This window comes from Carboxylicivirga litoralis, assembly GCF_025499605.1.
Taxonomy (GTDB): domain Bacteria; phylum Bacteroidota; class Bacteroidia; order Bacteroidales; family Marinilabiliaceae; genus Carboxylicivirga; species Carboxylicivirga litoralis.
Map to the genome: position 1 here is coordinate 72161 of NZ_JAFMVC010000006.1, position 26717 is coordinate 98877.

The window sequence follows — 26717 nt, forward strand, 5'->3', positions numbered from 1 at the left end:
TAATTAATGAGTTTTTATACACATAAGCGCATTTGGAAACTATTGCTGCTCATTGGAGCAATCACCATTGGCTTCTTCACGCTGGTTTATACCGATAATCTAACAAAAGAACTAAAAGAAGAAGAGCGCAAAAGTGTTGAAATTTGGATTCAGGCCATTAAGCAAATTACTCAAAGCAGTGCCGGTGAAGATGAATTAGGATTGACGCTTGAAGTCATTAGTCAAAACACAACCATTCCTATTATTATTGTTGAGGCTGATACGACCATCAACTCACACCGAAACCTAAGATTGCCAAAAGACACAACAGAACAGACTTTACAGCATCTGCTCGATAAGATGATGAAAAATGGGGAACCATTAATTATCGATTTAGGCGGTGATGAGATACAATATTTATATTACGACGATTCGGTTTTAATCAAGAAACTTGAATGGTTTCCAATCATCCAACTATCAGTTGTTGCACTGTTTATTTTTATTGCCTACATAGCTTTTAATGGTGCCCGCAAAGCTGAGCAGGATCAGGTTTGGGTGGGCATGTCAAAAGAAACAGCTCACCAGCTAGGCACACCCACATCATCATTGCTAGGTTGGGTTGATTTATTAAAGCTAAAACAAGAAAATGACGAAATAGCACAAGAACTGGAGAAGGATGTTGAGCGGCTGCAGGTTATTACCGACCGCTTCTCAAAAATTGGCTCAAAACCAGAGCTGAATGAACAACCTCTTATTCTTGCTATCGAAGAAATCATCGGTTACCTGAAACGCCGCACAGCTGCAAACATTCACATAAAAATTAATGCTGGAGATATTCCTTACCTGATGGTCAATATTAATAAGGTTTTATTTCAGTGGGTAGTGGAAAATATTTGTAAAAATGCCGTTGATGCCATGAAAGGCTCAGGCACTATCGAAATAAGCATAGCCAACCCTAACGGACATGTAAATATCGACATTAGCGATACCGGCAAAGGATTAGCACGCAAGCAATTTAAAACTATTTTCAAGCCTGGATACACAACAAAATTAAGAGGATGGGGACTAGGCCTATCATTAGCCAAACGCATAATTGAAGGCTATCACGGAGGTAAACTCTTTGTCAAAGAATCTGAACAGGGCAAAGGAACAACGTTTAGAATTACACTTCCAAAAGCCTGAAACAACATTACTTATTAAAAATAGAAAAGTAAAAAAAAGTACTTTTCTTTTCTTACATTGGTTTATTTTATACTTTTGCACAGTTTTTAGAAAGGGAAAAGTGGACAGATTAAAAAACTACGGTATCCCGTTCAAGGGATTAAAAGAAGGTAAGCACCTGTTTAACTATGACATAGGCGCTGGATTCTTTGAGTTGTTTGAACAACCTTTAATTGAAAAAGGAGCGTTAAAAGCAATTGTTGAACTAAATAAAAGTTCGGCACTTTTAACATTATCTTTTAAAATTGAAGGAGAAGTTGAAACCGTTTGTGACAACTGTTTGGAAGCTTTAACTCTTCCGGTGGAAAACGAATCGCTGATGTACATTAAGTTTGGCGAGGAATACGACGAACCAACGGAAGAAATTATAGTTTTACCACACGAAGAAAACGAAATCAACGTAGCTCAGTTGATTTATGAGTTTATTTGTGTAGCACTTCCAATCAGGCATGTACACCCTGAAGACGAAAATGGCAGCGTTACCTGCAATACTGAAATGCTGAATCAATTGAATAACTATTTGGTTGAAGAAGGAACGGATGGGGAGCAGGACGATGATATGGATCCGCGTTGGGCGGCTCTGAAAAATTTAATGGATAACAAGTAAATAGGTTGAAAAATGGCACATCCTAAGCGAAAGATCTCGAAAACGAGAAGAGACAAGAGAAGAACGCACTACAAAGCAGTAGCACCTGCATTGGGAGTATGTTCAAACTGTGGCGCTACAGTAAAGTTGCACACAGTGTGTGGTGAGTGCGGTTATTACCGTGGGAAATTAGCTGTAGAAAAAGAAGTGACAGCATAGTTTATTGAATCCGCATTCAATAAAATTTGCCTTCAAAGAAATTTGAAGGCAAATTTTGTTTTAGGGCATTTAGTTTGAAACGTTTGTTTACTATAAGTGTTTTCTTACATTTGTACTTGCCCTAAACGAATGTTTATTAACTATCTTATCAAATATATCTGAAAATTTATCGTTGGTAAGTTGATAAATCCTTGGCAGGTGTGGTGCCATGGAAGTGTTATTGAAAATACAGGAAGCCGAAAAAATAATTCATGAGTGGAGTTAAGAATTAATTTTTGAATGTTTCCATATGTCGATGTCATCGGGCATCAGCGAAAAAAGAAAGTCAAATGAAAAAAACCAGTGCAGTAATTACAGCCATTGGAGCACACGTTCCGGATTATATTTTAGATAATCACGAGTTGAGTACAATGGTTGATACCACTGATGAGTGGATTATGACCCGTGTGGGTATTAAAGAACGTCACATCCAAAAAGGTGAAGGCTTAGGAGCCTCAGACATGGGTGTTGAAGCCATCAAGGAAATTTTTGAAAAAACAGGTGTAAAGCCAGAAGAAATCGATTTGGTCATTTGCACCACCGTTACACCCGATCACCCATTTCCTGCCACTGCCAACATCATTGCCGATAAATGCGGCATCAAAAATGGTCACGGTTTTGACATGAATGGTGCTTGTTCTGGTTTTCTATATGGTTTAGATGCTGCCTCGCGTTATGTTGAGTCAGGCGCCGCCAAAAAGGTTATTGTTGTTGGAGCCGAAAAAATGTCTTCCATTACGGACTATACCGACCGCACCACGTGTGTATTATTTGGCGATGCAGCTGCCGCTGTTTTGGTAGAGCCTACTGAAGAAGAAATTGGTGTTCGTGATCGAATTTTGCATAGCGACGGTTTTGGCCGCCATCACCTGCATATGAAAGCAGGAGGTTCGGTAATGCCAGCTTCACACGAAACGGTTGATAAAAAATTACACTCTGTATATCAGGAAGGACAGCCAGTATTTAAAAATGCCGTATCTAAAATGGCTGATGTATCGGTTGAAATCATGGAACGCAACAACATGACGCACGAAGACATCGCCTGGCTTGTACCTCACCAGGCTAACTTGCGTATTATTGGTGCTACTGCTGAGCGCATGAATCTGGCCAAAGAAAAGGTCATGATTAATATTGAACGTTACGGAAATACGACTTCAGCGACTATTCCATTGTGTTTATGGGAATGGGAAAAGCAATTGAAGAAAGGTGATAACATTGTATTAGCATCCTTTGGAGCTGGATTTACATGGGGTTCCATTTACCTGAAATGGGGCTACGATGGCGATAAATATGCGAAAAAATAAAGCTGACAGTATATTTTACTAATAGCTTTAAAATATAAAAGACCTTAAGGTGTTCAAAACCTTAAGGTCTTTCTGTTTTCCAGATGATAAATCTACTTATAGCTATCCATCTTCTCAGCTAATTCATCCACATCCTCAATTTTAAAGTCGCCAAAGAAAGAAAGCAGAACACCATTTGTCTCACCTTGAAACAGAATATGACATTCTGAAACTTTCTTTCCTCTTCTTAAAATCCGAATATCAACATCTTCATCCGGATCATCATCTTCCACTTTATCATAACGACTTAAGGGCAGGTAGTTTAAGGTCACTTCTTTAAAATCTATTGTTTCCTCATTTTCAGGGGCTTTATAAATCATCAGTTTCACCTCGGTCAGATCGCCGGTCACATTACTCTCGTCGCCTTCATCATCATCAAAATTCAGGTTAACGGCATCCAACATGGATTTGGAGAACGACATCATAGTGATGCCCGGTTTGAGTGCCATCTTTTCAAATAATTTATCCGATGGACGACTTTGTGCATTCATACTCAATGAGAATGCTGCTATCATTACAATTGCAAAAATCTGTTTCATACTATTTTGTTTTAGGCTTTTAGTTTTTTTAATACTCATCAATAAATCGGTCCAAATAGGGACTCACTTCCAGCTTTTTATCGTACGGCACCTGTATATTCACCACCACTTTCTGATGACGCACCAATGCTTCCTCAGCAATCACAAACTTCTTATCAAGATAAATAACAGAATCGTTTTGTGACCAGTTATAAACAGTTGTTGAGGCATTAAATTCAGCATCGTCATCATTTAATCCACGCGCCTTTTTATCAATCACCATCTGGAATTTATCGCCACGGCTAATATTGATAACCGGTGCGCCTTCTATCATCAACTCACCATCTTCGGTAAAAAGCTCAAGATGATCGATATCCATTAGGTAATCACGATCAGCACTCCCCGACTCTACCTCTGATGCTCTTAGGTAGATAGTTTCGGCTTCGGTCATCTTAAGGACATGTTTTTCTGAAACAGAAGTGGTTTCCTCAAAACTCTTGGCAATGCGTATTCCGGTAAAAAACACCAACACAATACCTGCTAACCAAAGAATAAGAGCTGTCATGCCAACAAACTTACCGTGACTTTTAAAACGGAATATCAGTTTTAAACCGAGATAAAGAATAACAATAAATGGAATTCCAATAACCAGCAAAGTAGCTGACGTTAATAAAGTTTGATCCATATAGGACAGAAAACGATCGGGTACCGATGCGATAAAATGATGACCATCTGTCACAGCTAAGCCAAAGATGGTATCCTTAAAAGCAAAGAAACCTACCAATCCCATTATTGAAAGTACACTCCAAATAACAATACCTACTCCTAAAATTATTCCGAAGATGTTTAAGAGCTGATACAAGCCACTGGCCATGGCATCGCCTGTTTTATTTGCTCGATGTTGCATACGCTTATAATTTGGTTTGTTTTTATAATCTTTAAATTTAGACGTCACCGCCTGGTATTCTTCCTTTATGTTATCTCCCATTTTTTTAAAGGTGATACCGCCCCGCATTTCAATACGCTGTCCAAGTGTCTTTGCTTTCGGCATGGCAATCCACAGGATAATATAGACGACAACCGTAATGCCGAAGGATGCAAAAGCCGATACCGCTGCTATAATCCGAAATACCAATGGATCAACATCGAAGTAGGCCCCCAGGCCAGCACAAACACCACCCAGGAAGCGATCATCCGGATCGCGATAAAGCGAACGCTTGCCCACATACCTTGTCGACGACGCTGAACTACTTTTGCTTTCTTGCGATGATGTCTCTTCTGCATCTTCTTCGTCTACAATATCGGCTGGTTCACCTATGGTGTGTATAATCTCTTCCACATCATTCAGTTGAATGGTACATCCCTGACATTTGTATTGAAACAATTCGGCAATGCGCGATTCAATATCGGCAATCACCTCTTGTGCCTCATCATTATTGCCCAATCGTTGCTTAATGGTATCCAGATAGGCATTCAGTCGATCATAAGCCTCATCTTCTATTTTAAAGGCTAATCCATCCAGATTTATATTTATCGTTTTATTCATTTTTTTAGAATATTGAATAGTATAATTAGATTACAACCTTCAGTTTAACACATTAGCATAAAACCTCCGAACAGCCAGAATATTACTTTCAATGCCAGCGAACCTAAAAGAATAAAGGCAATTAGGTATAAGATAATTTTAAGGACTGTTTTAAAAATAAGACCGACCACCAGTAAAACCAATATAATCATAAAGGCACCCGGAAAGAAGATATGATTAAAGGTTGGCACAAAATGCGCTCCTATCCCGGTAAAAGCTGCTGTTACGCCATGAAAACCATAAAAGTGAGGTACATTAAATAGCAAGGCCGCACCTACAATGGCCGCTATTATAAATATCGTTGTTTTCTCTTGCCTCGAAAAACGACTAAAGAAGCTCTCGCCTTTCTTATAAGTTTTGGATTCTTTGAAATTCCCAAACTTCTTTTTCACCTCATCATATTCATCGCGAATGCTACGCTCAATGTTTTCGATGGTGATACGCTCTCCCCGCATCTGTAATTTTTGCGCAGTAGTGCGAGCTGGTGGCAGCGCAATCCAAAGAATAAGGTAGATCAAACCTAGCGTGCCTGATGTTAGAATAGTAAAGATGATTGTTAACACACGCACCAAAACAACATCGATATCAAAGTATGCAGCAATGCCAGCGCAAACACCGCCCAACACACGATTATCTACATCGCGATAGAAGCGTCGATTAGCCTTGCGAAACACCATGGTAGTTGGCGGCGTATAACTTTTCTTTTCTTCTGCTTCACCCTCTTCAAACTGCTCAGGTTCGCCCATAGTAGCAATCACCTCATCCACCATTTCAAGCGTAACAACTCCAGTTTCCTTATTAATGCGTTCATTAAATATTTCGGCTACGCGGTTTTCAATATCTGAAATTATCTCATCACCACTTTCCTGACTACGAAAGGTCGAATTGATTTTATCCAGATAGGTTTGCAGGCGCGCATAAGCATCTTCATCAATGTAAAACATGTGCCCGCTAATATTTATCGTTACCGTTTTTTTCATTGCTCTGTTACGTTTTTGGTTTGGTGTATTAAATCAACAGCATTCACTAATGCATTCCATGAGGCATCCATTTCGCCTAAAAAAGTGCGGCCTTCGTCAGTTAAAGCATAGTACTTTCGCGGTGGCCCTTGCGTCGACTCTTCCCAGCGATAGCTAAGAAGTTTAGCATTTTTTAATCGCGTTAAAAGCGGATATAGTGTTCCTTCCACAACAATCATCTTGGCTTCTTTCAATTGATTGATAATATCAGAAGCGTAAGCATCGTTGTTAGACAGGATGAGCAAAATACAATACTCCAAAACTCCCTTCCGCATTTGCGCTTTAGCATTTTCTACATTCATTCTCCCGGTTTTATAGAGTTATAATTGACTAATCGATTGGCGCTTAAACAAGAATCCATCTTCCATCCTGCCTGCGCTTTTCTTTTCTTTCTTACCTTTTTTTGAAACTTGCTTTGATGTCGCCAAAACGGGTTCTTTTTCAGGCTTCACTTGCGTGCATTGTTCCTTCTGTTCCGCTTTGCAGCTATCAGCCTTCGCCGTTTGAGCACTAAGACTGACTCCAGCAAATAATAACAAGATCATACAACTTGTTTTTAACATTCGACTTAATAGATATTGGGACTGCATGACAAAATACTATTTAAAACAATGAATTATGCATTACAAATATACGGTCATAAGATGGTACTTTGCAATACATAGTACCATATTTTTTTGAAATATTTTTGTAAAAAAAGCTACAAGGCCTATAAATAAAGGGCTGCAGCAATAGAAAAAATTTCACTACAAACCCTATATTTTCTTACATTTGTGCTTTAAATGATTAGAAATGCTGTTTGAGTCGGGATATTTTGCCTTGTTTTTAGCCTCTTTTTTAGCTGCCACAGTTGTGCCATTCAGTTCTGAAGCCCTGCTCTCGGGAATGTTAGCTACCGACTACAATATGTATTGGTGCCTAGGCCTGGCTACACTAGGCAATTGGTTGGGAGGAATGAGTTCTTACGGATTGGGCTGGATGGGTAAAACCCAATGGATTGAGAAATACCTCAGGATAAAACACGCGCAAATTGAAAAGACAAAACAATTAATAGCTGGCAAAGAGTTATGGATAGCCTTGTTTTGCTGGCTTCCGGGCATTGGCGATGTCATTGCGGTATTGCTGGGTTTACTAAAAGTGAATGTGTGGTTAGCGGCTATTGGCATGCTAATTGGTAAACTTGTCCGTTACATCATTTGGGCCTTAGTCACCATGGAAATCATTAATTGGTTTCAGTAAAATAACCATCAACAGTTAGCTTCTAGCCGATAGCTATTTGCAAGATGCATCAAAGCCTTCTGGCTAATTAACTATTTTACACAATTCATATTTTCAAATCATCACAATTTTCCCCATTTTTGCAGCTCTTTATTAACAGATTAGACGTTTAGATGATAAGATTTGAGATGTGAGTAGTGAGACGATTAACATGGCGCAGAAAGTAACAAAAAGCACTATCTATCTTTCACATTTTCACATAACTAACTATAGATAATAAAACATTGATAAAATAAATTCCAGATGGCAGAAGAAAACATTGTTGAATCCATCAACGCATCATTCGAAAGAGCTGTTCAAAAAAGTAATGCCTTAGAAGCCGATTTACAGGCAAATCCTGAAAAACACCGTGTTTTAACTGGAGACCGCCCTACAGGCAACCTACATATTGGCCACTATTTTGGTTCGTTACAAAACCGCGTGCGCCTTCAGAACCTTGGTGTTGAAACATTTATTGTTATTGCCGATTACCAGGTGTTGACCGACCGCGATGTGTTTAAAGATATTTCCAAATATGTGCTGGAATTAACCATCGATTACCTGGCATGTGGATTGGATCCGCATCAATTTAAAACACACATATTCCCTCACAGTCATATTCCTGAGCTGAACCAGTTGTTGGTACCCTTCTTATCCTTAGTCTCTAACTCTGAATTAAGTAAGAATCCTACGATTAAAGAAGAGATACAGGCGTCGGGACAAAACGTGATAAACGCAGGTATGTACACCTACCCTGTTCACCAGGCAGCCGATATCCTGTTTTGCAAAGCCGATGTTGTACCTGTAGGAAAAGACCAGTTACCACATATTGAATTGACGCGTAACATCGCCAAGCGTTTCAATAAGAAATTTAAAGCACGCGTGTTCCGCGAGCCAACTGGTTTGTTAAGCGAAACACCAATGATCCTTGGATTGGATGGCGGTCAGAAAATGAGTAAAAGCCGTAATAATACGATCATGATTAAAGCTACTGCTGACGAAACCATGAAAGCTGTTAAGTCGGCTAAAACCGATTCGGAGCGTATGATTACCTACGATCCAACAAATCGTCCTGAAGTGGCTAACTTATTACGTTTGGCAGCCCTGTCGTCTGGAGGTACTCCTGAAAAAATTGCTGAAGAAATTGGAGAACAAGGTGCCGGTAAACTAAAGCAGGTAGTGACGGAATCAATTAACGAACATTTCAAAGCCATACGCGAGCGCCGTGGTCAATTAGAAAATGACTTAGACTTTGTGAAAAGTATCTTAAGAGAAGGTATTGCCGAGTCGCGCAATGTAGCTCAAAAAACATTAGAAGAAGTTCGTGCTGCCATGAATATGGATATTTAAAGATTCGTTTCGAATATAAAATATGAAAGGGAGGCAAAAGCTTCCCTTTTTTCATTTTCCAATGTTAAAAAAACATTAAAAACAGCTCGATGTATTTTTACGTCGAACATCTGACGTATTTTTACGTCGTGATAGTTTAAAGTTTTATAAAGCTGTAAATCATCAGTTGAAAAATTCGACAATAAATCAATAAAAAATGTCACAAGCTAAAACAGATTTATTTGATAGTGACCTACAGGAGTTAGCTCAACTATTCAAAGCTTTAGGACACCCGGCACGGCTTCAAATACTAACTTTCTTGGGGTCGAGAGACACATGTTTCTCCGGAGACATTACTGAAATAGTTCCTCTTGGTCGAACAACAGTTAATCAACACATTGCCGAATTAAAAAAAGCCGGATTGATTAAAGGGACTATCCATGGTACCAAAACCAATTACTGTCTCAACCCCTGCGTTATTGAAAAACTAAATAAAATTGGTATTGACTTTTGTGCAAAACTTCAGCATGCCAATAGTTGTGAGACAAAAGAGTGTTAATAATCTAAAATACAATACAATGAGAGTTTTAATTTTATGCACCGGAAACAGTTGCCGAAGCCAGATGGCACATGGTTTTTTACAATCATTCGACAAAGACATTGAAGTATATTCGGCAGGCACTGAGGCTTCGGGCAAATTAAATGCAAAAGCTGTACAAGTGATGAGCGAAATTGGCATCGATATCAGCGGTCACACCTCTGATTCGGTGCAGAAATACCTGGGCGAAAAATGGGATTATGTCATTACCGTTTGCGGTGGCGCCAATGAATCTTGTCCGGCTTTTATGGGCGATGTTAAACACCGTTTACACATCGGCTTTGATGATCCATCGCACGCAGAAGGAACAGATGAATTTATCATGAGTGAGTTCCACCGGGTTCGCGATGAAATCAAAGACGGATTTTACAAGTTCTACTCTGAAAACATTAAATAAACCAAAGAGGATGCTTAAACTTTCGCTCGCTGAGCGGAGTCGAAGCGTTATGCTAATGACAAATGTTTTTATAGATAACATCTCGACTTCGCTCGATGATCAGTCTTTGTTATTTATACATCCTCAGCATCTTTTTCATCATGACAGAAAAGAAAAAACAAATCGGTTTTTTTGAGAAATACCTCACACTTTGGGTGGCATTGTGTATTGGAGGTGGCATTTTAATTGGCCACTTCTTTGGCGATACGGTTAAGGTTTTAAGTGGACTAGAAATTTCAGGTGTAAACATCATGGTGGCCGTTTTGGTTTGGCTAATGATTTACCCCATGATGCTCCAGGTCGATTTCTCTAGCATTAAAAATGTGGGGAAACGATCTAAAGGATTAATTCTGACCTTGATTGTGAACTGGCTGATTAAGCCTTTTACCATGGCCTTTTTTGCCTGGATATTCTTCACCAAACTCTATGCGGCTTTTATCGAACCAGAGCTGGCCGGCGAATATATTGCAGGCGCCATGTACAGCCATGGTTTTTGTTTGGTCATACCTAACCGATGGCGATCCTAACTACACCTTAGTTCAGGTATCGGTTAATGATTTAATCATCCTGGTGGCCTTTGTCCCAATCGTAGGATTTTTATTAGGCGTCACGAATGTGACCATTCCCTACGACACCTTAGTGACCAGCGTGGTGGTATTTGTGGTAGTTCCACTATTGGCAGGCACATTAACCAATCGTTTCCTGGTCAAGAAACATGGCGTCAAGTGGTTTACCAAAACCTTTTTACCAAAGTTTAAACCGGTAAGTATCTTTGCTTTATTGGCCACCCTGGTCTTATTATTCGCCTTTCAGGGGCACAATATTACCGAGAATCCCTTAATCATCGTATTGGTAGCAGTCCCTTTAATCATACAAACCTATTTAATCTTTTTTATTGCCTGGTTTGGAGGACGCAAATTAAAGTTGCCCCATGCGGTTTGCTCACCGGCAGCCATGATTGGTGCCAGCAACTTTTTCGAATTGGCCGTTGCCGTAGCCATCGCATTATTCGGGTTACAATCGCCCGCGGCATTAGTAACGGTGGTTGGCGTATTGGTTGAAGTACCCGTTATGTTGTCGTTAGTGGCACTAGCGAACAAATGGAGGTATTAAACGGACAGTTAGTTAAGAGTCAGTAGTCAGTGGTAAAGAATGTTAAACTACTGACCACTGACTAATAACTGCTGACTAATTATTATTTTTGCAGCATGATTTATTTATTAGCAGGCATTGTAGCAGCATTGGTAGTGGCTTACTTTTTCTCACGTAAGTCCAATGGAGTGGAAGAAGAGCAAGTTGTTGTGGCAGATGACTGCTGTGGCGCACACGAGGTTTGCGAGGCCGATAGCTTATTAAGCAGCAGCGACAAAGCTGAATACTACGAGGATGAAGAACTGGACTCATACAAGGGTCAATCATCAACAGACTACACAGATGACCAAATAGAGCAGTTCCGCGAAGTGCTTTTTACTCTTAAGGAACGCGAAGTGGCCGGCTGGCTAAAAAGTCTTCAAATTCGCCAGATTAACCCACCCGAAATCATTCGCGAAGAAGCCTTGATGATTGTTGCCGAACGACGAGGTGCGTAACTCCCAGAAGTGCGATTTATGATGTAAAATTAAGTTTGGAGTTCTATACCTGAAGTCCAAAGTAACCAGAATCAACAAACCAAGAACAAGGAAGTTTTCTCACTTAAATTACCTGATTAACCTTCGTTAAATCTTTTATAAGATATTCCAATGGTTTACGTTTTGATTTCGGCACTTTTCTGTTATCGGCATTAATCACAATGACCAAATCCAACTCAGGCACAATATTTATAATCTGTCCCCCATTACCCGGGATAAACCAGGAATTAAAGCCATATTCCGTTTTTATCATTTGCCACTGATAACAGCCATATAATGGATGATTAATTTCAACATAAGGCTCAAAAATCTCCTCCATCCATTTTTTCGACACAATCTGATGGTTATGCCATTTTCCTTTATTCAATTGCAATAGTGCATATTTTGCAATATCTCTACTTTTAAGTTGCAATCCTCCTCCAACATCATAAACGCCGTTTTTATTAAACCACTTATACTCTTTTATGCCAAGTGGTTTAAAGAGATGCTCATCTGTATACTCTGCTATATTCTTTCCAGTGGATGCTTTAATTATCTCACCGATGATGATATTATTGGGACCGCTATATTCATACTTCTCCCCTGGAATTGACGCCATAGGCAGATTTATTGATGCCTCAAACAAATTATCGACCTTATCCATTTGATAACCCATATTATTCGGATCATCAACTGGCAAAGATACCTCATCCCATTCAAAGCCAGATGTACTTGTTAGTAAATGCTTTATTGTAATCTGATTTTTTAATGAATCACTTTCCTGAAAATAACCAGGGAAGAATTCGGTCATTTTTTGGTTGATGTCATTAATTGCCCCTTCTTCAATGGCAATTCCTGTCATTATAGCACTAAAGCTTTTAGTTGTTGACGCTAAAAAATGGAGTTCATCCCGGTCCCACTTATTATAATACTGCTCAATAACAAGGTCGTTCTTATGAATCATCAGAACACTGTGTATATTACCATAAACTCCGTTGCAAATATCCGCGTTTACCTCATCAAATGCCTTCTCAGAAAGATTGTGTTCCTCCAGCGTTGACACACTTAATCCATCATTAACATCAACGGGTATTTGATATGTACATTCCGTCTTAGGATTACATCCAATAAAACTTATCAAGGCTAATAGTCCAATTATTTTTCTCATGGGTCAGCTTATTATTTGGCAATCGTTTGACTTTACTTAACTAAGGGATTTCTTATACATTTTAAAGAAAAGCATCGGGAAATAAGCGAGATTAACAACGGCAATAGATGTTAGAAAAAGCATCTTCGCCCCTGGCCAGTGAAACATTTTAAACACCACAGACAACATAAAAACCGCCACACCAATAAATCCAAATACAAACATCAATTTATTTGACAGACTTCTTGATAATTGTCTTTTATAAAGGTTTATAAAGAATGCTGGTAAAAAGAGAAACAGAAACGCTACTGAGCCAGTCAACAATGTAATAGATGCTCCAGCTGTATGTGTCAAATCAAGATAGAACGTAAGAATAAGACTTGCTACACATAAATAGGCAGATAAATACATCACCATTTTAATGGTCTTAATCTTTTTATAGGTAAGGAGAAATATCGTTTCTCGTTGAATCTCATCAAAGCCATCCGGACAAACACTCTGATAGGCTTTTTGATAAGCCTGTTCAAAATCTACACCCCGCTTCATATCTTCCTCAACAGAACAACAGAAATGATCAATCAAATCTTCCCTCATTTCGTTTGATTTAATATTGCTGCTATTAATTCGATGCGTAATAGCCTCAATTTCCAGTTCGGTTAAATTTCTCATTATATTGATATTATGATGTTATAACTTTATTAATAGTCTCTATAAAATCTAAAAGCTCGGCTTCCTTTTCCTCTTTTGTCTGCTTCCCCATCTCTGTTAAGCGGTAATAATGCCTAACCCGTTTGCCAATATGTTCCGTTTCAACAGATACCAGACCTTCACTCTTAAGCTTGTGCAAAGCAGGGTACAACGAGCCTTCCTTAATTAGAATTTTGTCTTCCGATAATTCTTTTACCTTTTGTGTAATTTGATAGCCATACATCCTGTCATTATCATTCAACAATTTTAGGATAATAGTTAATAGGGTGCCTTTTACGAGTTCTTTTGAATACATAGAACAAATATACATAGATTTATGATGTATCAAAATAAAATGTATAGTTTTTTTTATTAGAGTGATTGTAGAAAAACATTCAACCTCCATTATTGCAAACAACCAGTTCCTCAAATCAATACGCTCAAAACAGGCAACGCTAAACTGATAACTTACTCCCACCAAGAACATCCAAATTCGATAACTTATTTTAATGGTCAATGACTGTGGAATTGGGCTTCGTGCTTCGAACTAATAATTCTATCTTAGTGCTGAAAAATTCAAAATCAAATGAATCCAGCATTAACAGCAGCCATCATCGCCGGATACTTTGGCGTATTAATTCTTATTTCTTTTTTAACGAGTAAAAAATCGGATAACGATACGTTCTTTCGAGGGAATAAACAATCGCCATGGTATATCGTGTCCATTGGCATGATAGGTGCTTCTTTGTCCGGTGTCACTTTCATCTCGGTGCCTGGCTGGGTGGGTTCAACAGGTTTAACCTACATGCAAATGGTTTTGGGCTATTTTCTGGGCTACCTGGTTATCGCTCATATTCTTTTACCACTATACTACCGGCTCAACCTGACATCCATTTATACTTACCTGGATGAACGCTTTGGATTTTGGTCGTATAAATCGGGTGCTGTCCTTTTCTTATTGTCGCGCACAATTGGTGCCTCCGCCCGACTTTACCTGATGGCCAACGTTCTGCAAATTGCGGTTTTTGATGCGTTTAACATTCCGTTTGAAGTGACTGTTTTGGTCACCATTCTACTAATTTGGCTGTACACCTTTAGAGGAGGAATAAAAACCATCATCTGGACCGACACTTTACAAACATTGTTTATGCTTTTGAGCGTGGGTATCACTGTTGTTGTCATCAGTAAAACAATGAATTTATCCTTTTCGGGAATGATTAGCACCATTGCCGATAGTGAATTCTCGAAAGTATTCGAATTCAACGATTGGACATCGAAACAACATTTTATCAAGCAGTTCTTCTCTGGTGCTTTTATCACCATTGTGATGACGGGGCTTGACCAGGATATGATGCAGAAAAACCTGACTTGTCGAAATCTGAAAGATGCCCAGAAAAATATGTATTGGTATGGCTTTTCGTTTATGCCGGTTAACTTACTATTTTTAAGCCTGGGCGTCTTATTGTTTTTATTTGCCGCTAACCAAGGCATTGCAATACCAGAACGTTCCGATGACTTATTCCCAATTATTGCCACCGGGGGCTATTTACCTAAGATTGTTGGCATCTTTTTTATGCTTGGCCTGGTGGCCGCCGCCTATTCCAGTGCCGATTCTGCACTAACATCATTAACCACTTCGTTTTCCGTTGATATATTGGGGGTTGAAAAAAAGGAAAGCACAGAAGCTAAAAAGACACGCTTTAAGGTACATATTGGCTTTAGCATTCTGTTAGCCGTCGTCATCTTACTATTCCGCATCTTTAACAACGATAGCGTTATCAGCACGGTATTTAATCTGGCCGGATATACCTATGGTCCTTTGCTAGGTTTATACGCCTTTGGTTTATTTACCAGGCTAAAAGTACATGACCGTTTTGTACCACTTATCGCCCTATTATCACCTGTTGCAATCGGCATATTGGACTACAACGTCACCATGGGCTTTGAGAAGTTAATATACAATGGCGCCTTTGCATTTATTGGCCTGTTGATGATAAGCAAATGGAACACTAAAGTTGATTAGGAACTTCAACACGCGCACTTTCCATGGAAAATCCCTTGGATTGAATTGATTGTTCGAATGGCATATAAAAATCACCATCATCGTCGATAATTAAGCGATGGTTGAGTTCCGGAAAGTCAATTTTGGTTAAATCGCGCATTTTATAAACGACCGCATTACCATGATCGCGTAAAGTACCTTTACCTTTAATCTGGTAAAACGAATGAATTTTTCCTCTGACAAACGAGCCATCATCATTGGCCCAAACCTGCACAACAGGCGACAAACCATTGGCTCCCGATAAGTTAAAACGGCTGTAGGTACAGAAATTTCCCAAACTGTAAGCTATAAAACGGTTGTTATAAATCTCGATGGAGCGCGGCACATGTGGTCCGTGGCCAAATACCATATCGGCACCAGCATCAATCATCGCATGCGCGAACTTGTACACATTACCCCGGTTTTCGCCATAGAATATTTCGGTTTCGCGCGTTACATGCATGTGCTTCTTGCCTTCGGCCCCGCCATGAAACGACACAATCACATAATCGCATTTTTCAGCCAGTGATTTTACAATGGCAACGGCACCATCAATATCACCAATCTGCGCCGTTCCTGTATTGGGTGCAAAAGCGCACATGCCTATTTTCTTACCTTCTATCTCTGCAATAACCGATGGCTTGTTGATAAGGCCAGCATAAGCAATATCCAGACTATCCAGAAGGTGGCGCGTCGTTTTCAATCCTTCCGGACCAAAATCGCGAATATGATTATTGGCTACACTCAACAAGTCAAAGCCGACCCTCTTCAATACAGGCGCGTATCGGGTAGGTGTTTTAAAGGCGTAACATTTACTTAAATCTTTACAACGCTTAAACACATCACCTTCGTCAAGAAAAGCCCCTTCCAAATTACCAAACACCACATCGGCACCATCAAACACAGGAGCAACTTGCTCTAAAAGTGGCCAGGGATCATCATTGGGCGGCAAATAATTGGCCGATGGAAAATGCGTTCCTAGCATCATATCACCCACTCCAACAAAGGATAAGCCGGTGTTATTTTGTGAATAAATTGTCGTACTTATTAGGAGAAATATAATTGTGATAGTTGATAATCGAAACATGCTCATTTAATTTAGTTGATAAAGATACAATTTTGCCTCATTGTCGCTTAAGCAGCATTTGGCTTTTCGCCAAAATACCGTTAATATTGTGTTACATCAAGCATCAACTGCGCAAAATAAAAATCAAAGTCATGCCATACAAAGAGCAAAAAATTGAAAAGTTGTTCTACCCCATTGGGGAAGTTGCTGAAATGTTTAATGTTAACACTTCATTAATTCGTTTCTGGGAAAAAGAATTTGATATCATTAAGCCGCACAAAAACAAAAAGGGCAACCGCATGTTTACACCTAAAGATGTGGAGAATTTTCACCTCATCTTCCACCTGGTGAAAGAAAAAGGTATGACCTTAAAAGGTGCTCAAAAAAAGTTGAAAGAAAATCACGACGACACCGTGAATAACTTTGAAGTGGTGTCGAAATTAAAAGACATCCGTGAGCTATTAGTCGAAATTCGTGATAACATAGATTAAGAAAGAACCGTGCAGATTCAGGAAATAATTAACGAGTTGGAGCACTTCGCTCCATCGGCCCTCAAAGAAGATTTTGATAATGTTGGCTTATTGCTTGGCGATGCCAGTAAAAATGCCACCGGTGTGCTCATTACTTTGGACGTTACCGAGGACGTGGTTGACGAAGCCATTGAACGCGGCTGTAACCTGATTGTGTCGCACCACCCTATTATGCTGTCGGGTCTTAAAAAAATAAATGGGCGCAATGCTACCGAACGCATTGTGATTAAAGCCATTCAGAACAACATTGCCATTTATGCTTCACACACCAATGCCGATTCGGTGATGAATGGTGTAAGCGGCAAAATGTGTGAGAAACTGGGCCTTGAGAATTGTAAGATACTGGCGCCTAAAAAAGAAAGTCTCTTAAAACTGGTCACTTTTGTTCCCACAGAGCAGGCCGAACAAGTACGTGAAGCTATTTTTAAAGCCGGTGCCGGACACATTGGTAATTACGATGCCTGTAGTTACAACCTTAATGGTGAAGGCACTTTCAGGGCGGGCGATAACACCAATCCGTTTGTTGGCGAAAAAGGCGAAATTCATACAGAAGCGGAAGTGCGCATTGAAACCGTACTACCCGATTATTTGAAAGGACGCGTTGTGGGAGCGCTTATTAATGCTCATCCATACGAAGAAGTGGCCTACGATTTATATCCATTGGTCAACGACTGGGTATCAACAGGTCTGGGCATGGTTGGTGAGTTGCCACATGCCATAGATGAAGCTACTTTTTTGAATCGCTTGAAAAACATTTTTAAGGCCGGTGGCGTTCGTTATACCAATTTATTGAACAAACCAATAAAGCGGGTGGCCGTTTGTGGCGGTTCTGGTAGTTTCTTGTTAGGCAAGGCCATCGCCGAAAAAGCAGATGTATTTGTGACCGGTGATTTTAAATATCATCAGTTTGCCGATGCCGAAAACCGGATTTTAATTGCTGATATTGGACATTTTGAGAGCGAACAGTACACTAAAGAAGTTTTTTTTGAGATACTTACAAAAAAATTCTCTAATTTTGCAATCCATTTATCAAACGTGAATACGAATCCCGTAAATTATTTATAACAGCATGGCAAAAGCAGATTCGAAAGCAAATGCACAAGAAATGACGGTAGAAGAGCGATTAAAAGCGCTTTACGACCTTCAAAGCGTAGAGTCATCAATTGACAAAATTCGCACCCTTCGTGGCGAGCTTCCTTTAGAGGTTCAGGATTTGGAGGATGAAGTTGAGGGGCTTGAAACTCGATTGGGCAACCTTGATGGGGAGGTTAAAAATTTAAATGACGCCATCCTGAGTAAAAAGAACGAGATTAAAGAAGCTGATTTACTTATTAAGAAATACGAAGCGCAGCAAGGTAATGTGCGTAACAATCGTGAGTTCGACTCTTTATCGAAGGAAATTGAGTTCCAGAAATTAGAGATTGAATTGTGCGAAAAGCGTATTAAAGAGTTTACAGCTGAATTAAAGAATAAAAAAGAGCTTGGCGAGTCATCAAAGACCTTAATTGAAGACCGTAAAGCTGACTTGGAAGCTAAACAAAAAGAGCTGGAAGAGATTGTAGGCGAAACACAGGTAGAGGAAGAAAGACTGATTGAAAAATCAGACAAGATTTTGAACACCATTCCTGAGCGTTTGCAAGTAGCATTTAAGCGTATCCGCAAAAATGCACGCAACGGATTAGCTGTTGTAACAGTTGAGCGTGATGCTTGTGGTGGTTGCTTTAACAAAATTCCACCTCAGCGCCAGATGGACATCGCTTCTCGCAAAAAAATTATCGTTTGTGAGTACTGCGGTCGTATTTTGGTTGACAGCGCTATTGGTGGTGAAGACGAATAACAGCACCGTTTATAAAGATATAGCAGCCGGACTTGTTCCGGCTGTTTTTGTTTGTGGCTTTTGCTATCTTTAAAACAAACTCAGAGACACGAAGACGCAGAGTTTTAAAAAACTAAAGGCTTTTATCAAAATTTTCTAATGACCAATTGACCTTCCAACCTAATAACCTATCGAACTATCAAATGAAATGCTACCTGACCATACTGCTCTTGTTTATGTCCTTTCTTGTAAGCTCAGCACAAGAAACAACAATACTTTCAAACAATGGTCAGAAGAAACTACTTCAAATCTACCAATCACCAGAAAACGATTTTTTGTCATTAATGACTCAGCCCGAAAAGCCAACGCCTGAGGGTGAGTACTTGCGTTTGTATCATTTATTTATCGCCTTTCAGGCCTATGAGCGAAAGCTGTATTTAAATAGTTTTCACAAGGGTTTACAACAGTTTGAAACATCTTTTGAGCCAAGCCCGAAGAGTCAGATCATGTTCGTTACCTTGCTAATTCAGCAAAGCCTGCTGCATTGGAACCAGAACGAGCTGACAGATGGCGCCCGATCGTTCTATAAAGCGCATCGCCTCTTCAGAAAATTGGATAAAAAACAGTATACCGACGATTACTTAAAACTGGAGTCCATTTTCAATATATTTTTAAGCCAGATACCTGAGCAGTTTCAATTCTTAGCTTCATTATTTGGCTTAGAGGGTAATATCGAGTTAGGCTTTCAACAATTGGAGAAATATACATTAGTTGCCAAACAACATGCGGATTCGTATTGTGAAGCACTGGTATTAGAAGCCTATTGCCAACTTAAATTTGGCCAGGCAGACAACAAACAAGTCCAATTATTAATGCAAGAATCGGCTGATTGCCACTCACCTCTATTACAATTTGTAATTGGTTCATTAGCTGTTAAAAACAAGATGAGTGACAAAGGCTTAACCTATATCAACACAATTGACAAGAAGGCTTTTGAATCATTTCCACTCATTCGATACCTGAAGGGTCGTTTATTACTCAATCAGCTCGATTCAGCTTGCCTCACCTCTCTAAAGGCTTTTGATGGCAACTATCAAGGCTATTCGTTCAGAACAGATGCTTTGATGCGCCAAGCCTGGTGGTTTCATATTCAGGAAGAAACTCTAAAAAGAGATAGCCTGATCAACCAGGTGCTGCAGCAAAAACACCTTCCTACATCTAACGACAAACAGGCACAAAAAGAAATCACTTCATTGGCCAACGAACCCGTTTCACTATTAAAAGCCCGTTTGTTATTCGATGGTGCCCACTACCTACAAGCAAAGAAAATTCTGACAAAGATTGACACCTCTACTATAAACTCTTACTACCGCCCGGAGTACCATTATCGGATGGGAAAAATAAACAAGGAGCTAAAACTGAACAATGCTGCCTTGATATGCTTCGATGAAGTTATGAGGTTAAGCCAGGACGACACTCGCTATTTTGGCCCCCATGCGGCAATTGAAGCTGCTAAAATCAAACTACTTCAACACGACACCATCCGTGCAAACCAGTATCTTATAGAAGCTCAATATCTGAATACCGGGCAATACAAACAAGATATCTCACGTATCATCTCTTCAATGACTAACGAGTAGGCACTCGCACTCCTAAGATTAAATTAACACATTCAGATTTCTTTCCAACCTGTTATTCAATAGAATAACTTTCTTTAATAATCTCTATTCCGCACTGCATCTACTCACCAGACCTATTAGTCTGTTTTTATTTAACAATCCCTTAATGTATAAGGTTTTAAATAGATTTGCTACGTATTTTTTTATGTTTATATTCGTGATATAAAAATTTTTAACCTAAAATTTCTAATATGAAAAAAACATTACTCTTTATTATTGCTCTAGTTTTTATGCTGCCTTTAACTGCCCTTGGACAAACACTATTAATTACAGAGGTAGTTGATGGAACAGGTTCTGGTGCAACTCCTAGGTATGTTGAGATTTCAAATCCAACCGATGCCATTATTAACTTAGATGGATTAAAAATTAACAAATATTCAAATGGCAGTTCCACAGCTTCTACAGCCTACACATTTTCCTCATTCGATTTGCCGGCCAAGGCCTCAATAGTTGTTGTAAACATTGCTGATAATACGAAGTGGGCTGATTACAACTTAACAACCCCAACACATGCAATTTATGGTGCAAATAACATCAATAATAATGGTGATGATGTTTATGAATTAGCAACTGCAGCCGATGCAACAATTGATGTTTATGGAGTTAAAGGAACAGATGGCACGGGTGAAGATTGGGAATACACTGACAGTTATTCTTATAGAAATAGTAATGTATTAACACCAAATACAGGTTTCTTATCTACGCAATGGACGATTGCAGCACCCAATACTTTAGATAACCAGGGAAGTGACTTGTCTTCATTCCTTACGCCGGGAACACATACATTTGATGCGCCAAGTTCTGATCCTTTAATAACATTATCTTCGACTTCACTTACTGGTTACCAATGCACAACCATCGACAGTGATCCAAGTGAAGAAAAAAGCTTTAAAGTATCCGGTAGCAATCTAACAGATGGAATTACTATTAAAGCTCCTGCCAATTACGAAATGACATTAATGAGTGGATTTATCGCTCCTGCAACATCACAGATAACTCTAGCCCAAACGAGTGGCACTGTAGATGAAACAACTATTTATGTTCGTTTAAAAGGTGGGCTAACTGCCGGTGACTACAACGAAGACATCACCTTAAGCTCAACGGATGCAGATAACAAAACTGTTAGCTGTACTGGTAAAGTAATTGCTCCTATGACAACAACTTTACCTTATACAGAAGACTTTACTAATGATTTAGATAATGTATATACCTACACTGTGGCAGGTAATAAGCCATGGAGTACATACAACAATGCGGCGCAAGGTAATGGTTATAAAGGAGCTAATCCTGAAGAACAATGGTTAATACTAAAAGGAGTTGATTTTAGTGCCTACGTTAAGCCGGTTATGACTTTTAACACAGAGTATAATTTCGGTAACGATGATGCTAACAACTACTTAAAACTAATGTATTCTACAGATTATCCTGGTTTAGGTGATCCTTCAGGTTCAACATGGGTAGAACTAGACTTTACTAAACCGTCAGCCGCTACAACTAAAACAGAATCTGGTATCATTAACCTAACTGCGATTGCTGATGAAGCCTACATCGCTTTTAAATATTATAGCACAACTGCTGCTCGTCGTTGGACTATCGATGACATCGAAATTATTGACCAAGATAAGGCTACTGCCATTGGTGATACCAAAGCTACTGAACTTAAAGTTGGCCCTAACCCTTTTAATAATGAGTTAAGAATTGAATCAGCCAGCGACATTAAAACGGTTCGCTTATTCAATACGGCAGGTCAGGTTATTAAAAATGTAACCGGCTTTACCAAAACTATCGAAACCGCTGACGTACCTGTTGGTCTGTACATTTTACAAGTTGAATTTGTAGATGGTACTTCAACTACTCAAAAGGTTATCAAGAAATAACTGAAATAATATTTCCCTCTCAAATATTTCAAAGGCTGCCATCCTTACTTTAGGATGGCAGCTTTTTTATACACAAAAAAAGGGCTTGCCAAACGACAAGCCCCATTCAAACTAAACTTTATAGTATCCATTACTACTTAAACAATCCTTCAATTAGTTGGTCGTCGGCAAAGTTAGGCAAGGTCACTTTTAAGTTCGGATTCGCTTCCATAGCACGCTTGATAGCAAATACAGCACCTTCGTTACGGGCCCAGCTACGACGTGAAATACCATTGTTCACATCCCAGAACAACATATTGGTTAAGCGGCGGTGCGAATCGTCACTTCCGTCCAGCACCATACCGAATCCTCCGTTCATTACTTCGCCCCAGCCTACACCGCCACCATTGTGAATAGACACCCAGGTAGCACCACGGAACGAATCACCTATCACATTCTGAACCGCCATATCGGCTGTAAACTGCGAACCATCGTAAATATTAGATGTCTCACGATAAGGACTATCCGTACCTGACACATCGTGGTGATCGCGACCTAATACAACAGGTGCTGAAATGCGCCCTTCGGCAATGGCTTTATTAAAAGCAGCAGCAATGCGCATACGCCCTTCAGCATCAGCATATAAAATACGTGCCTGCGAACCAACCACCATCTTATTCTTACCAGCTTCTTTAATCCATAGGATATTATCAGCCATCTGCTGCTGAATCTCAGCTGGCGATTCTTTCATTAATTCTTCCAGAACATCGGTTGCAATCTGGTCGGTTGTGGCCAAATCCTTTGGATCGTTGCTTGAACACACCCAACGGAACGGACCAAAACCATAATCGAAACACATAGGACCCATAATATCCTGCACGTACGATGGGTATTTGAAATCTCCTTTTTCGTTTAAGATATCGGCACCTGCACGGCTCGATTCTAACAAGAAAGCATTTCCATAATCGAAGAAATACATGCCCTGGTCGGTACATCTATTGACCGCCGCCACATGACGACGCAAACTTTCTTGTACTTTTTCCTTAAATAACTCAGGATTTTCGGCCATCATCTGGTTGGCTTCTTCAAATGATAAACCAACCGGGTAATAACCACCGGCCCATGGGTTATGCAACGATGTCTGGTCGGAACCCATATCGACTTTAATACCTTCTTCAGCAAATTTCTCCCACACATCAACCACGTTACCCTGGTAGGCGATAGACACTACTTCTTTGCCCTCTTTGGCTTTTTCAACACGAGCCACCAACTCATCTAAGTCCGAAATAACTTCATCGACCCAGCCTTGCGAATGACGAGTGTGCGTTGCTTTAGGATTCACCTCTGCCGTAATGCTGATGACACCGGCAATATTTCCTGCTTTTGGCTGAGCACCTGACATACCGCCCAAACCAGCCGTGATAAATAACTTACCGGCTAAGTCTGTTTTACCACCTGAAATCTTACGACCCGCATTCAATACAGTAATGGTTGTTCCATGCACAATACCCTGTGGGCCAATATACATAAACGAACCAGCTGTCATCTGACCATATTGTGTTACCCCCAATGCATTGAATTTCTCCCAATCATCCGGTTTCGAATAGTTTGGAATCATCATACCGTTCGTAACAACAACACGAGGTGCATCTTTATGCGATGGATACAAGCCCATTGGATGACCTGAGTACATAACCAAAGTCTGCTCATCGGTCATCTCAGCCAAATATTTCATGCAAAGGCGATATTGCGCCCAATTTTGGAAAACCGCTCCGTTACCGCCATAAGTAATTAACTCGTGTGGATGCTGAGCCACAGCATAATCCAGGTTATTCTGAATCATCAGCATAATAGCAGCTGCCTGTCGCGACTGGTGTGGAAACTCGTCTAAATGACGTGCCTTCATCTCGTAATCAGGACGTAAACGGTACATATAAATACGACCATAATCATTTAGCTCTTGTAAAAACTCAGGTGCTAGTTCTGCATGATCCTTCTCAGGAAAGTAACGCAAAGCATTGCGTAAAGCTAGTTTCTTCTCATCTTCTGTTAATATTTCCTTACGCTTAGGCGCATGGTTAATATTGACCTCATACGGCTTTGGTGCCGGCAATACCGCAGGAATACCCTCTAATATTGCTGCCTGAAACGCTTTAGTATCCATATATTTTAAGTTTTTAATTTTCTATTTTGAGCGAAATTACAAGCATATTTTGTTCATATACATGACAAAATGCAAATTGAGCAAAATCAGGTTTTGAATAATATGCTGTCAGCTTATAGCTTTAGCCACTTCGTTCATAAAATATTCTCCATTAGAAGTGACTGAAAGACGATGGGAGTACTGCAGAAAATAACCCCCTTCCCTTTCTTCGTCAAGGTACTCCCCCTTTAAAAAGGTGAAGATTGTATGAAGAAAATATATGTCAAATCAACACCTTTATAACCAGCTCATTTACAACGCGAATAAACACCTGTAAAAAACATGCTTATGTTTTTACAAAAACGTAGTGATGTTTTGATCAAAACGTGCTTACGTTTTTTTTAAATCATCACTACGTTTTTTATTAACTTGTTTTATAGTGCCAAAGACACTCCTTTATATCTAAGTTCTAAAAGTTAGTTTATAGCCTCTTATGAACCCAAGCTGACAAATATCGTTTCCCTTTGTGATTAAAAACCTTATCTTGAAATCCAATTTTAAAAATCAATTCACATGTTTTCAAAAGAGACGTATATAAATAGACGTAAGCGACTGGCTGAGAAAGTTGAGTCGGGACTAATTTTGATGTTGGGTAATACCGACGTGCCAATGAACTACAAAGACAATGTGTACCATTTCCGCCAGGATAGTACCTTCTTGTATTTCTTTGGTATCGACTTGCAAGACCATGCTGCCATTATAGATATTGACAACAACAAAGAATATTTATTTGGCGATGATATATCAATTGGTCATATTATCTGGATGGGACCTCAACCAACGATGACTGAAAAAGCAGCCTCTGTTGGTGTTGAGAATACCCGCCCAATGGCCGACTTGGCAAAAATGATTGGTGATGCCATGAAATCAGGCCGTAAAATTCATTTCAACCCACCATATCGTGGCGAAAACATTATGTGGCTGGCCGATTTATTAGCTTGCCGTCATAACGAAGTACAAGAGAAAACATCTTTAGAGCTGACTAAAGCTTGTATTGAGATTCGTTCGATTAAAGAACCTTGCGAAATTGAAGAAATGGAGCGCCACATGGCGGTTGCCTACCAAATGCACACCACAGCCATGCGCATGGCACAAGATGGCGTAACGGAGCAACAAATTACCGGTGCCCTAGAAGGCATTTCAATGAGCGGTGGCGGTATGGTGTCGTTCCCTATCATCTGCAGCAAACGTGGCGAGACTTTACACAACCACGACCACAGCAACACATTAAGAACGGGTGATCTATTATTAGTTGATGGCGGTAGCGAATCACCTTTGCACTACGCAACCGACCATACACGCACATCTCCTGTAGGCGGTAAATTCTCGCAGCGCCAGAAAGAAATTTACCAGATTGTGGTAGATGCCAATAATATTAGTCGCGAAGCAACTAAGCCGGGCGTAACCTACAAAGAAGCTCACTTGGTGGCAGCGCGCGTTATCGCATCCGGTTTAAAAGACCTTGGTTTGATGAAAGGTGATGTGGATGCTGCTGTGGCATCAGGAGCCCACGCCTTATTTATGCCACACGGTTTAGGCCATATGATAGGTTTGGATGTGCATGATATGGAAGACTACAACGACACTTTGGTTGGTTACATGGATGAAATGGAACGCAGCACGCAATTTGGTTTATCGGCATTGCGCCTAGGTCGTACTCTTCAGCCAGGATTCTGCATTACCAACGAGCCGGGCATCTACTTTATCCCTGCTTTAATTGATCAGTGGAAAGCTGATGGCACTAATGCAGAGTTTATCAACTTCGACAAAGTAGAATCTTACAAAGACTTTGGAGGCGTTCGCTTAGAAGATGATATCTTAGTAACTGAAGATGGTTGCCGCATCCTGGGCAATCGTATTCCAATCACCGTTGATGAAGTGGAAGCTACAGTTAGTGAAGGAAAAAAATAAACATTAGTCTGTGGTCAGTAGTTACAAGTCAATTCAAATGCTTTG

Annotated in this window: 28 protein-coding genes; 18 read left to right on the forward strand and 10 right to left on the reverse strand. The window is 39.8% G+C overall.

What is annotated here, in order from left to right; all coding sequences use genetic code 11:
• Nucleotides 1-6 precede the first annotated feature (6 nt).
• The 4 genes from J1N10_RS07830 to J1N10_RS07845 all read left to right on the forward strand — a co-directional run bounded on the left by J1N10_RS07830 (nt 7) and on the right by J1N10_RS07845 (nt 3348).
• The gene (locus tag J1N10_RS07830) at nt 7-1161 is read left to right on the forward strand and encodes a sensor histidine kinase (RefSeq protein WP_262326137.1); all 1155 of its coding nucleotides are present in this window, start codon (nt 7-9) and stop codon (nt 1159-1161) included.
• A gap of 100 nt (nt 1162-1261) precedes the next feature.
• Nucleotides 1262-1807 carry a YceD family protein gene (locus J1N10_RS07835; RefSeq protein ID WP_262326138.1) on the forward strand — a complete coding sequence of 182 codons (546 nt, stop codon included), beginning with the start codon at nt 1262-1264 and terminating at the stop codon, nt 1805-1807.
• A gap of 12 nt (nt 1808-1819) precedes the next feature.
• A complete protein-coding gene (rpmF, locus tag J1N10_RS07840) occupies nt 1820-2005 on the forward strand; it encodes a 50S ribosomal protein L32 (protein WP_212188993.1) in 186 nt (61 codons plus the stop codon).
• 329 nt (nt 2006-2334) lie between these two features.
• Nucleotides 2335-3348 (forward strand): beta-ketoacyl-ACP synthase III, encoded by a 1014-nt coding sequence (locus tag J1N10_RS07845; RefSeq protein ID WP_262326139.1) that lies wholly within the window; start codon nt 2335-2337, stop codon nt 3346-3348.
• A 92-nt stretch (nt 3349-3440) separates the two neighbouring features.
• Here the strand turns inward: J1N10_RS07845 and J1N10_RS07850 are convergent, their stop codons facing one another.
• The 5 genes from J1N10_RS07850 to J1N10_RS07870 are packed head-to-tail and all read right to left on the reverse strand — an operon-like array spanning nt 3441 to nt 7054.
• Complete coding sequence (locus tag J1N10_RS07850) at nt 3441-3926, reverse strand: DUF4252 domain-containing protein (protein WP_262326140.1); 486 nt, start codon at nt 3924-3926, stop codon at nt 3441-3443.
• 28 nt (nt 3927-3954) lie between these two features.
• Complete coding sequence (locus tag J1N10_RS07855) at nt 3955-5451, reverse strand: PspC domain-containing protein (protein WP_262326141.1); 1497 nt, start codon at nt 5449-5451, stop codon at nt 3955-3957.
• A gap of 44 nt (nt 5452-5495) precedes the next feature.
• Nucleotides 5496-6470: a PspC domain-containing protein gene (locus tag J1N10_RS07860; protein WP_262326142.1), complete on the reverse strand. Its 975-nt coding sequence runs from the start codon at nt 6468-6470 to the stop codon at nt 5496-5498.
• Nucleotides 6467-6811, reverse strand: coding sequence for a PadR family transcriptional regulator (locus J1N10_RS07865; protein WP_262326143.1), 345 nt, complete (start codon nt 6809-6811; stop codon nt 6467-6469). Before J1N10_RS07865 ends, J1N10_RS07860 begins: the two co-directional genes overlap by 4 nt.
• Before the next feature lie 18 nt (nt 6812-6829).
• Nucleotides 6830-7054, reverse strand: a complete 225-nt coding sequence (locus J1N10_RS07870) for a hypothetical protein (protein WP_262326144.1) — start codon at nt 7052-7054, stop codon at nt 6830-6832.
• Nucleotides 7055-7301: 247 nt separating this feature from the next.
• On the opposite strand from J1N10_RS07870, the gene J1N10_RS07875 reads away from it, so the two are divergent.
• The 7 genes from J1N10_RS07875 to J1N10_RS07900 all read left to right on the forward strand — a co-directional run bounded on the left by J1N10_RS07875 (nt 7302) and on the right by J1N10_RS07900 (nt 11718).
• Nucleotides 7302-7748, forward strand: a complete 447-nt coding sequence (locus J1N10_RS07875; protein WP_262326145.1) for a YqaA family protein — start codon at nt 7302-7304, stop codon at nt 7746-7748.
• A 282-nt stretch (nt 7749-8030) separates the two neighbouring features.
• Complete coding sequence (gene trpS, locus J1N10_RS07880; RefSeq protein ID WP_262326146.1) at nt 8031-9116, forward strand: tryptophan--tRNA ligase; 1086 nt, start codon at nt 8031-8033, stop codon at nt 9114-9116.
• Between the two features lie 196 nt (nt 9117-9312).
• The gene (locus tag J1N10_RS07885; protein ID WP_262326147.1) at nt 9313-9654 is read left to right on the forward strand and encodes an ArsR/SmtB family transcription factor; all 342 of its coding nucleotides are present in this window, start codon (nt 9313-9315) and stop codon (nt 9652-9654) included.
• Between the two features lie 19 nt (nt 9655-9673).
• The gene (locus tag J1N10_RS07890; RefSeq protein WP_262326148.1) at nt 9674-10090 is read left to right on the forward strand and encodes an arsenate reductase ArsC; all 417 of its coding nucleotides are present in this window, start codon (nt 9674-9676) and stop codon (nt 10088-10090) included.
• 140 nt (nt 10091-10230) lie between these two features.
• Nucleotides 10231-10656, forward strand: a complete 426-nt coding sequence (locus J1N10_RS21425) for an arsenic resistance protein (RefSeq protein ID WP_430812989.1) — start codon at nt 10231-10233, stop codon at nt 10654-10656.
• Entirely contained in the window at nt 10616-11242 is a 627-nt protein-coding gene (locus tag J1N10_RS21430) for an arsenic resistance protein (protein WP_430812990.1), read from the forward strand. Before J1N10_RS21425 ends, J1N10_RS21430 begins: the two co-directional genes overlap by 41 nt.
• A 95-nt stretch (nt 11243-11337) precedes the next feature.
• Nucleotides 11338-11718, forward strand: coding sequence for a hypothetical protein (locus J1N10_RS07900; protein WP_262326149.1), 381 nt, complete (start codon nt 11338-11340; stop codon nt 11716-11718).
• 103 nt (nt 11719-11821) lie between these two features.
• Here J1N10_RS07900 and J1N10_RS07905 read toward each other — a convergent pair whose 3' ends face one another.
• The 3 genes from J1N10_RS07905 to J1N10_RS07915 are packed head-to-tail and all read right to left on the reverse strand — an operon-like array spanning nt 11822 to nt 14087.
• Nucleotides 11822-12904, reverse strand: coding sequence for a serine hydrolase domain-containing protein (locus J1N10_RS07905; RefSeq protein ID WP_262326150.1), 1083 nt, complete (start codon nt 12902-12904; stop codon nt 11822-11824).
• Between the two features lie 36 nt (nt 12905-12940).
• On the reverse strand, nt 12941-13552 hold the full coding sequence (locus J1N10_RS07910) for a hypothetical protein (RefSeq protein WP_262326151.1): 612 nt from the start codon (nt 13550-13552) through the stop codon (nt 12941-12943).
• Nucleotides 13553-13562: 10 nt separating this feature from the next.
• Nucleotides 13563-14087 (reverse strand): PadR family transcriptional regulator, encoded by a 525-nt coding sequence (locus J1N10_RS07915; RefSeq protein ID WP_262326152.1) that lies wholly within the window; start codon nt 14085-14087, stop codon nt 13563-13565.
• Between the two features lie 69 nt (nt 14088-14156).
• Between J1N10_RS07915 and J1N10_RS07920 the strand changes: the two genes are divergently transcribed.
• Nucleotides 14157-15593, forward strand: coding sequence for a sodium:solute symporter (locus tag J1N10_RS07920; RefSeq protein WP_262326153.1), 1437 nt, complete (start codon nt 14157-14159; stop codon nt 15591-15593).
• On the opposite strand, the gene J1N10_RS07925 is transcribed toward J1N10_RS07920, so the two are convergent.
• Complete coding sequence (locus J1N10_RS07925) at nt 15580-16698, reverse strand: CapA family protein (RefSeq protein WP_262326154.1); 1119 nt, start codon at nt 16696-16698, stop codon at nt 15580-15582. The genes J1N10_RS07920 and J1N10_RS07925 overlap by 14 nt on opposite strands.
• Nucleotides 16699-16829: 131 nt before the next feature.
• On the opposite strand from J1N10_RS07925, the gene J1N10_RS07930 reads away from it, so the two are divergent.
• The 5 genes from J1N10_RS07930 (at nt 16830) to J1N10_RS07950 (ending at nt 22579) form a co-directional block, all read left to right on the forward strand.
• Nucleotides 16830-17168: a MerR family transcriptional regulator gene (locus J1N10_RS07930; RefSeq protein ID WP_200463263.1), complete on the forward strand. Its 339-nt coding sequence runs from the start codon at nt 16830-16832 to the stop codon at nt 17166-17168.
• 9 nt (nt 17169-17177) lie between these two features.
• Nucleotides 17178-18272, forward strand: a complete 1095-nt coding sequence (locus J1N10_RS07935) for a Nif3-like dinuclear metal center hexameric protein (protein ID WP_262326155.1) — start codon at nt 17178-17180, stop codon at nt 18270-18272.
• 4 nt (nt 18273-18276) lie between these two features.
• The gene (locus J1N10_RS07940; RefSeq protein ID WP_262326156.1) at nt 18277-19044 is read left to right on the forward strand and encodes a zinc ribbon domain-containing protein; all 768 of its coding nucleotides are present in this window, start codon (nt 18277-18279) and stop codon (nt 19042-19044) included.
• Between the two features lie 182 nt (nt 19045-19226).
• Nucleotides 19227-20663 (forward strand): hypothetical protein, encoded by a 1437-nt coding sequence (locus J1N10_RS07945; RefSeq protein ID WP_262326157.1) that lies wholly within the window; start codon nt 19227-19229, stop codon nt 20661-20663.
• A gap of 230 nt (nt 20664-20893) precedes the next feature.
• Nucleotides 20894-22579, forward strand: a complete 1686-nt coding sequence (locus J1N10_RS07950; protein WP_262326158.1) for a lamin tail domain-containing protein — start codon at nt 20894-20896, stop codon at nt 22577-22579.
• A 133-nt stretch (nt 22580-22712) separates the two neighbouring features.
• On the opposite strand, the gene J1N10_RS07955 is transcribed toward J1N10_RS07950, so the two are convergent.
• The gene (locus J1N10_RS07955) at nt 22713-24722 is read right to left on the reverse strand and encodes a urocanate hydratase (RefSeq protein WP_262326159.1); all 2010 of its coding nucleotides are present in this window, start codon (nt 24720-24722) and stop codon (nt 22713-22715) included.
• 552 nt (nt 24723-25274) lie between these two features.
• Between J1N10_RS07955 and J1N10_RS07960 the strand changes: the two genes are divergently transcribed.
• Nucleotides 25275-26672: an aminopeptidase P family protein gene (locus J1N10_RS07960; protein ID WP_262326160.1), complete on the forward strand. Its 1398-nt coding sequence runs from the start codon at nt 25275-25277 to the stop codon at nt 26670-26672.
• The last annotated feature ends 45 nt before the right edge of the window (nt 26673-26717 follow it).

What these genes read in the sequence shown, in the direction of transcription:
- J1N10_RS07830 (WP_262326137.1), top strand. Translation starts at nt 7, where the DNA reads ATGAGTTTTTATACACATAAGCGCATTTGGAAACTATTGCTGCTCATT.
- rpmF (WP_212188993.1), top strand. Translation starts at nt 1,820, where the DNA reads ATGGCACATCCTAAGCGAAAGATCTCGAAAACGAGAAGAGACAAGAGA.
- J1N10_RS07845 (WP_262326139.1), top strand. Translation starts at nt 2,335, where the DNA reads ATGAAAAAAACCAGTGCAGTAATTACAGCCATTGGAGCACACGTTCCG.
- J1N10_RS07850 (WP_262326140.1), bottom strand. Translation starts at nt 3,926, where the DNA reads ATGAAACAGATTTTTGCAATTGTAATGATAGCAGCATTCTCATTGAGT.
- J1N10_RS07855 (WP_262326141.1), bottom strand. Translation starts at nt 5,451, where the DNA reads ATGAATAAAACGATAAATATAAATCTGGATGGATTAGCCTTTAAAATA.
- J1N10_RS07860 (WP_262326142.1), bottom strand. Translation starts at nt 6,470, where the DNA reads ATGAAAAAAACGGTAACGATAAATATTAGCGGGCACATGTTTTACATT.
- J1N10_RS07865 (WP_262326143.1), bottom strand. Translation starts at nt 6,811, where the DNA reads ATGAATGTAGAAAATGCTAAAGCGCAAATGCGGAAGGGAGTTTTGGAG.
- J1N10_RS07870 (WP_262326144.1), bottom strand. Translation starts at nt 7,054, where the DNA reads ATGATCTTGTTATTATTTGCTGGAGTCAGTCTTAGTGCTCAAACGGCG.
- J1N10_RS07875 (WP_262326145.1), top strand. Translation starts at nt 7,302, where the DNA reads ATGCTGTTTGAGTCGGGATATTTTGCCTTGTTTTTAGCCTCTTTTTTA.
- trpS (WP_262326146.1), top strand. Translation starts at nt 8,031, where the DNA reads ATGGCAGAAGAAAACATTGTTGAATCCATCAACGCATCATTCGAAAGA.
- J1N10_RS07885 (WP_262326147.1), top strand. Translation starts at nt 9,313, where the DNA reads ATGTCACAAGCTAAAACAGATTTATTTGATAGTGACCTACAGGAGTTA.
- J1N10_RS07890 (WP_262326148.1), top strand. Translation starts at nt 9,674, where the DNA reads ATGAGAGTTTTAATTTTATGCACCGGAAACAGTTGCCGAAGCCAGATG.
- J1N10_RS21425 (WP_430812989.1), top strand. Translation starts at nt 10,231, where the DNA reads ATGACAGAAAAGAAAAAACAAATCGGTTTTTTTGAGAAATACCTCACA.
- J1N10_RS21430 (WP_430812990.1), top strand. Translation starts at nt 10,616, where the DNA reads ATGGTTTTTGTTTGGTCATACCTAACCGATGGCGATCCTAACTACACC.
- J1N10_RS07900 (WP_262326149.1), top strand. Translation starts at nt 11,338, where the DNA reads ATGATTTATTTATTAGCAGGCATTGTAGCAGCATTGGTAGTGGCTTAC.
- J1N10_RS07905 (WP_262326150.1), bottom strand. Translation starts at nt 12,904, where the DNA reads ATGAGAAAAATAATTGGACTATTAGCCTTGATAAGTTTTATTGGATGT.
- J1N10_RS07910 (WP_262326151.1), bottom strand. Translation starts at nt 13,552, where the DNA reads ATGAGAAATTTAACCGAACTGGAAATTGAGGCTATTACGCATCGAATT.
- J1N10_RS07920 (WP_262326153.1), top strand. Translation starts at nt 14,157, where the DNA reads ATGAATCCAGCATTAACAGCAGCCATCATCGCCGGATACTTTGGCGTA.
- J1N10_RS07925 (WP_262326154.1), bottom strand. Translation starts at nt 16,698, where the DNA reads ATGTTTCGATTATCAACTATCACAATTATATTTCTCCTAATAAGTACG.
- J1N10_RS07930 (WP_200463263.1), top strand. Translation starts at nt 16,830, where the DNA reads ATGCCATACAAAGAGCAAAAAATTGAAAAGTTGTTCTACCCCATTGGG.
- J1N10_RS07940 (WP_262326156.1), top strand. Translation starts at nt 18,277, where the DNA reads ATGGCAAAAGCAGATTCGAAAGCAAATGCACAAGAAATGACGGTAGAA.
- J1N10_RS07945 (WP_262326157.1), top strand. Translation starts at nt 19,227, where the DNA reads ATGAAATGCTACCTGACCATACTGCTCTTGTTTATGTCCTTTCTTGTA.
- J1N10_RS07950 (WP_262326158.1), top strand. Translation starts at nt 20,894, where the DNA reads ATGAAAAAAACATTACTCTTTATTATTGCTCTAGTTTTTATGCTGCCT.
- J1N10_RS07955 (WP_262326159.1), bottom strand. Translation starts at nt 24,722, where the DNA reads ATGGATACTAAAGCGTTTCAGGCAGCAATATTAGAGGGTATTCCTGCG.
- J1N10_RS07960 (WP_262326160.1), top strand. Translation starts at nt 25,275, where the DNA reads ATGTTTTCAAAAGAGACGTATATAAATAGACGTAAGCGACTGGCTGAG.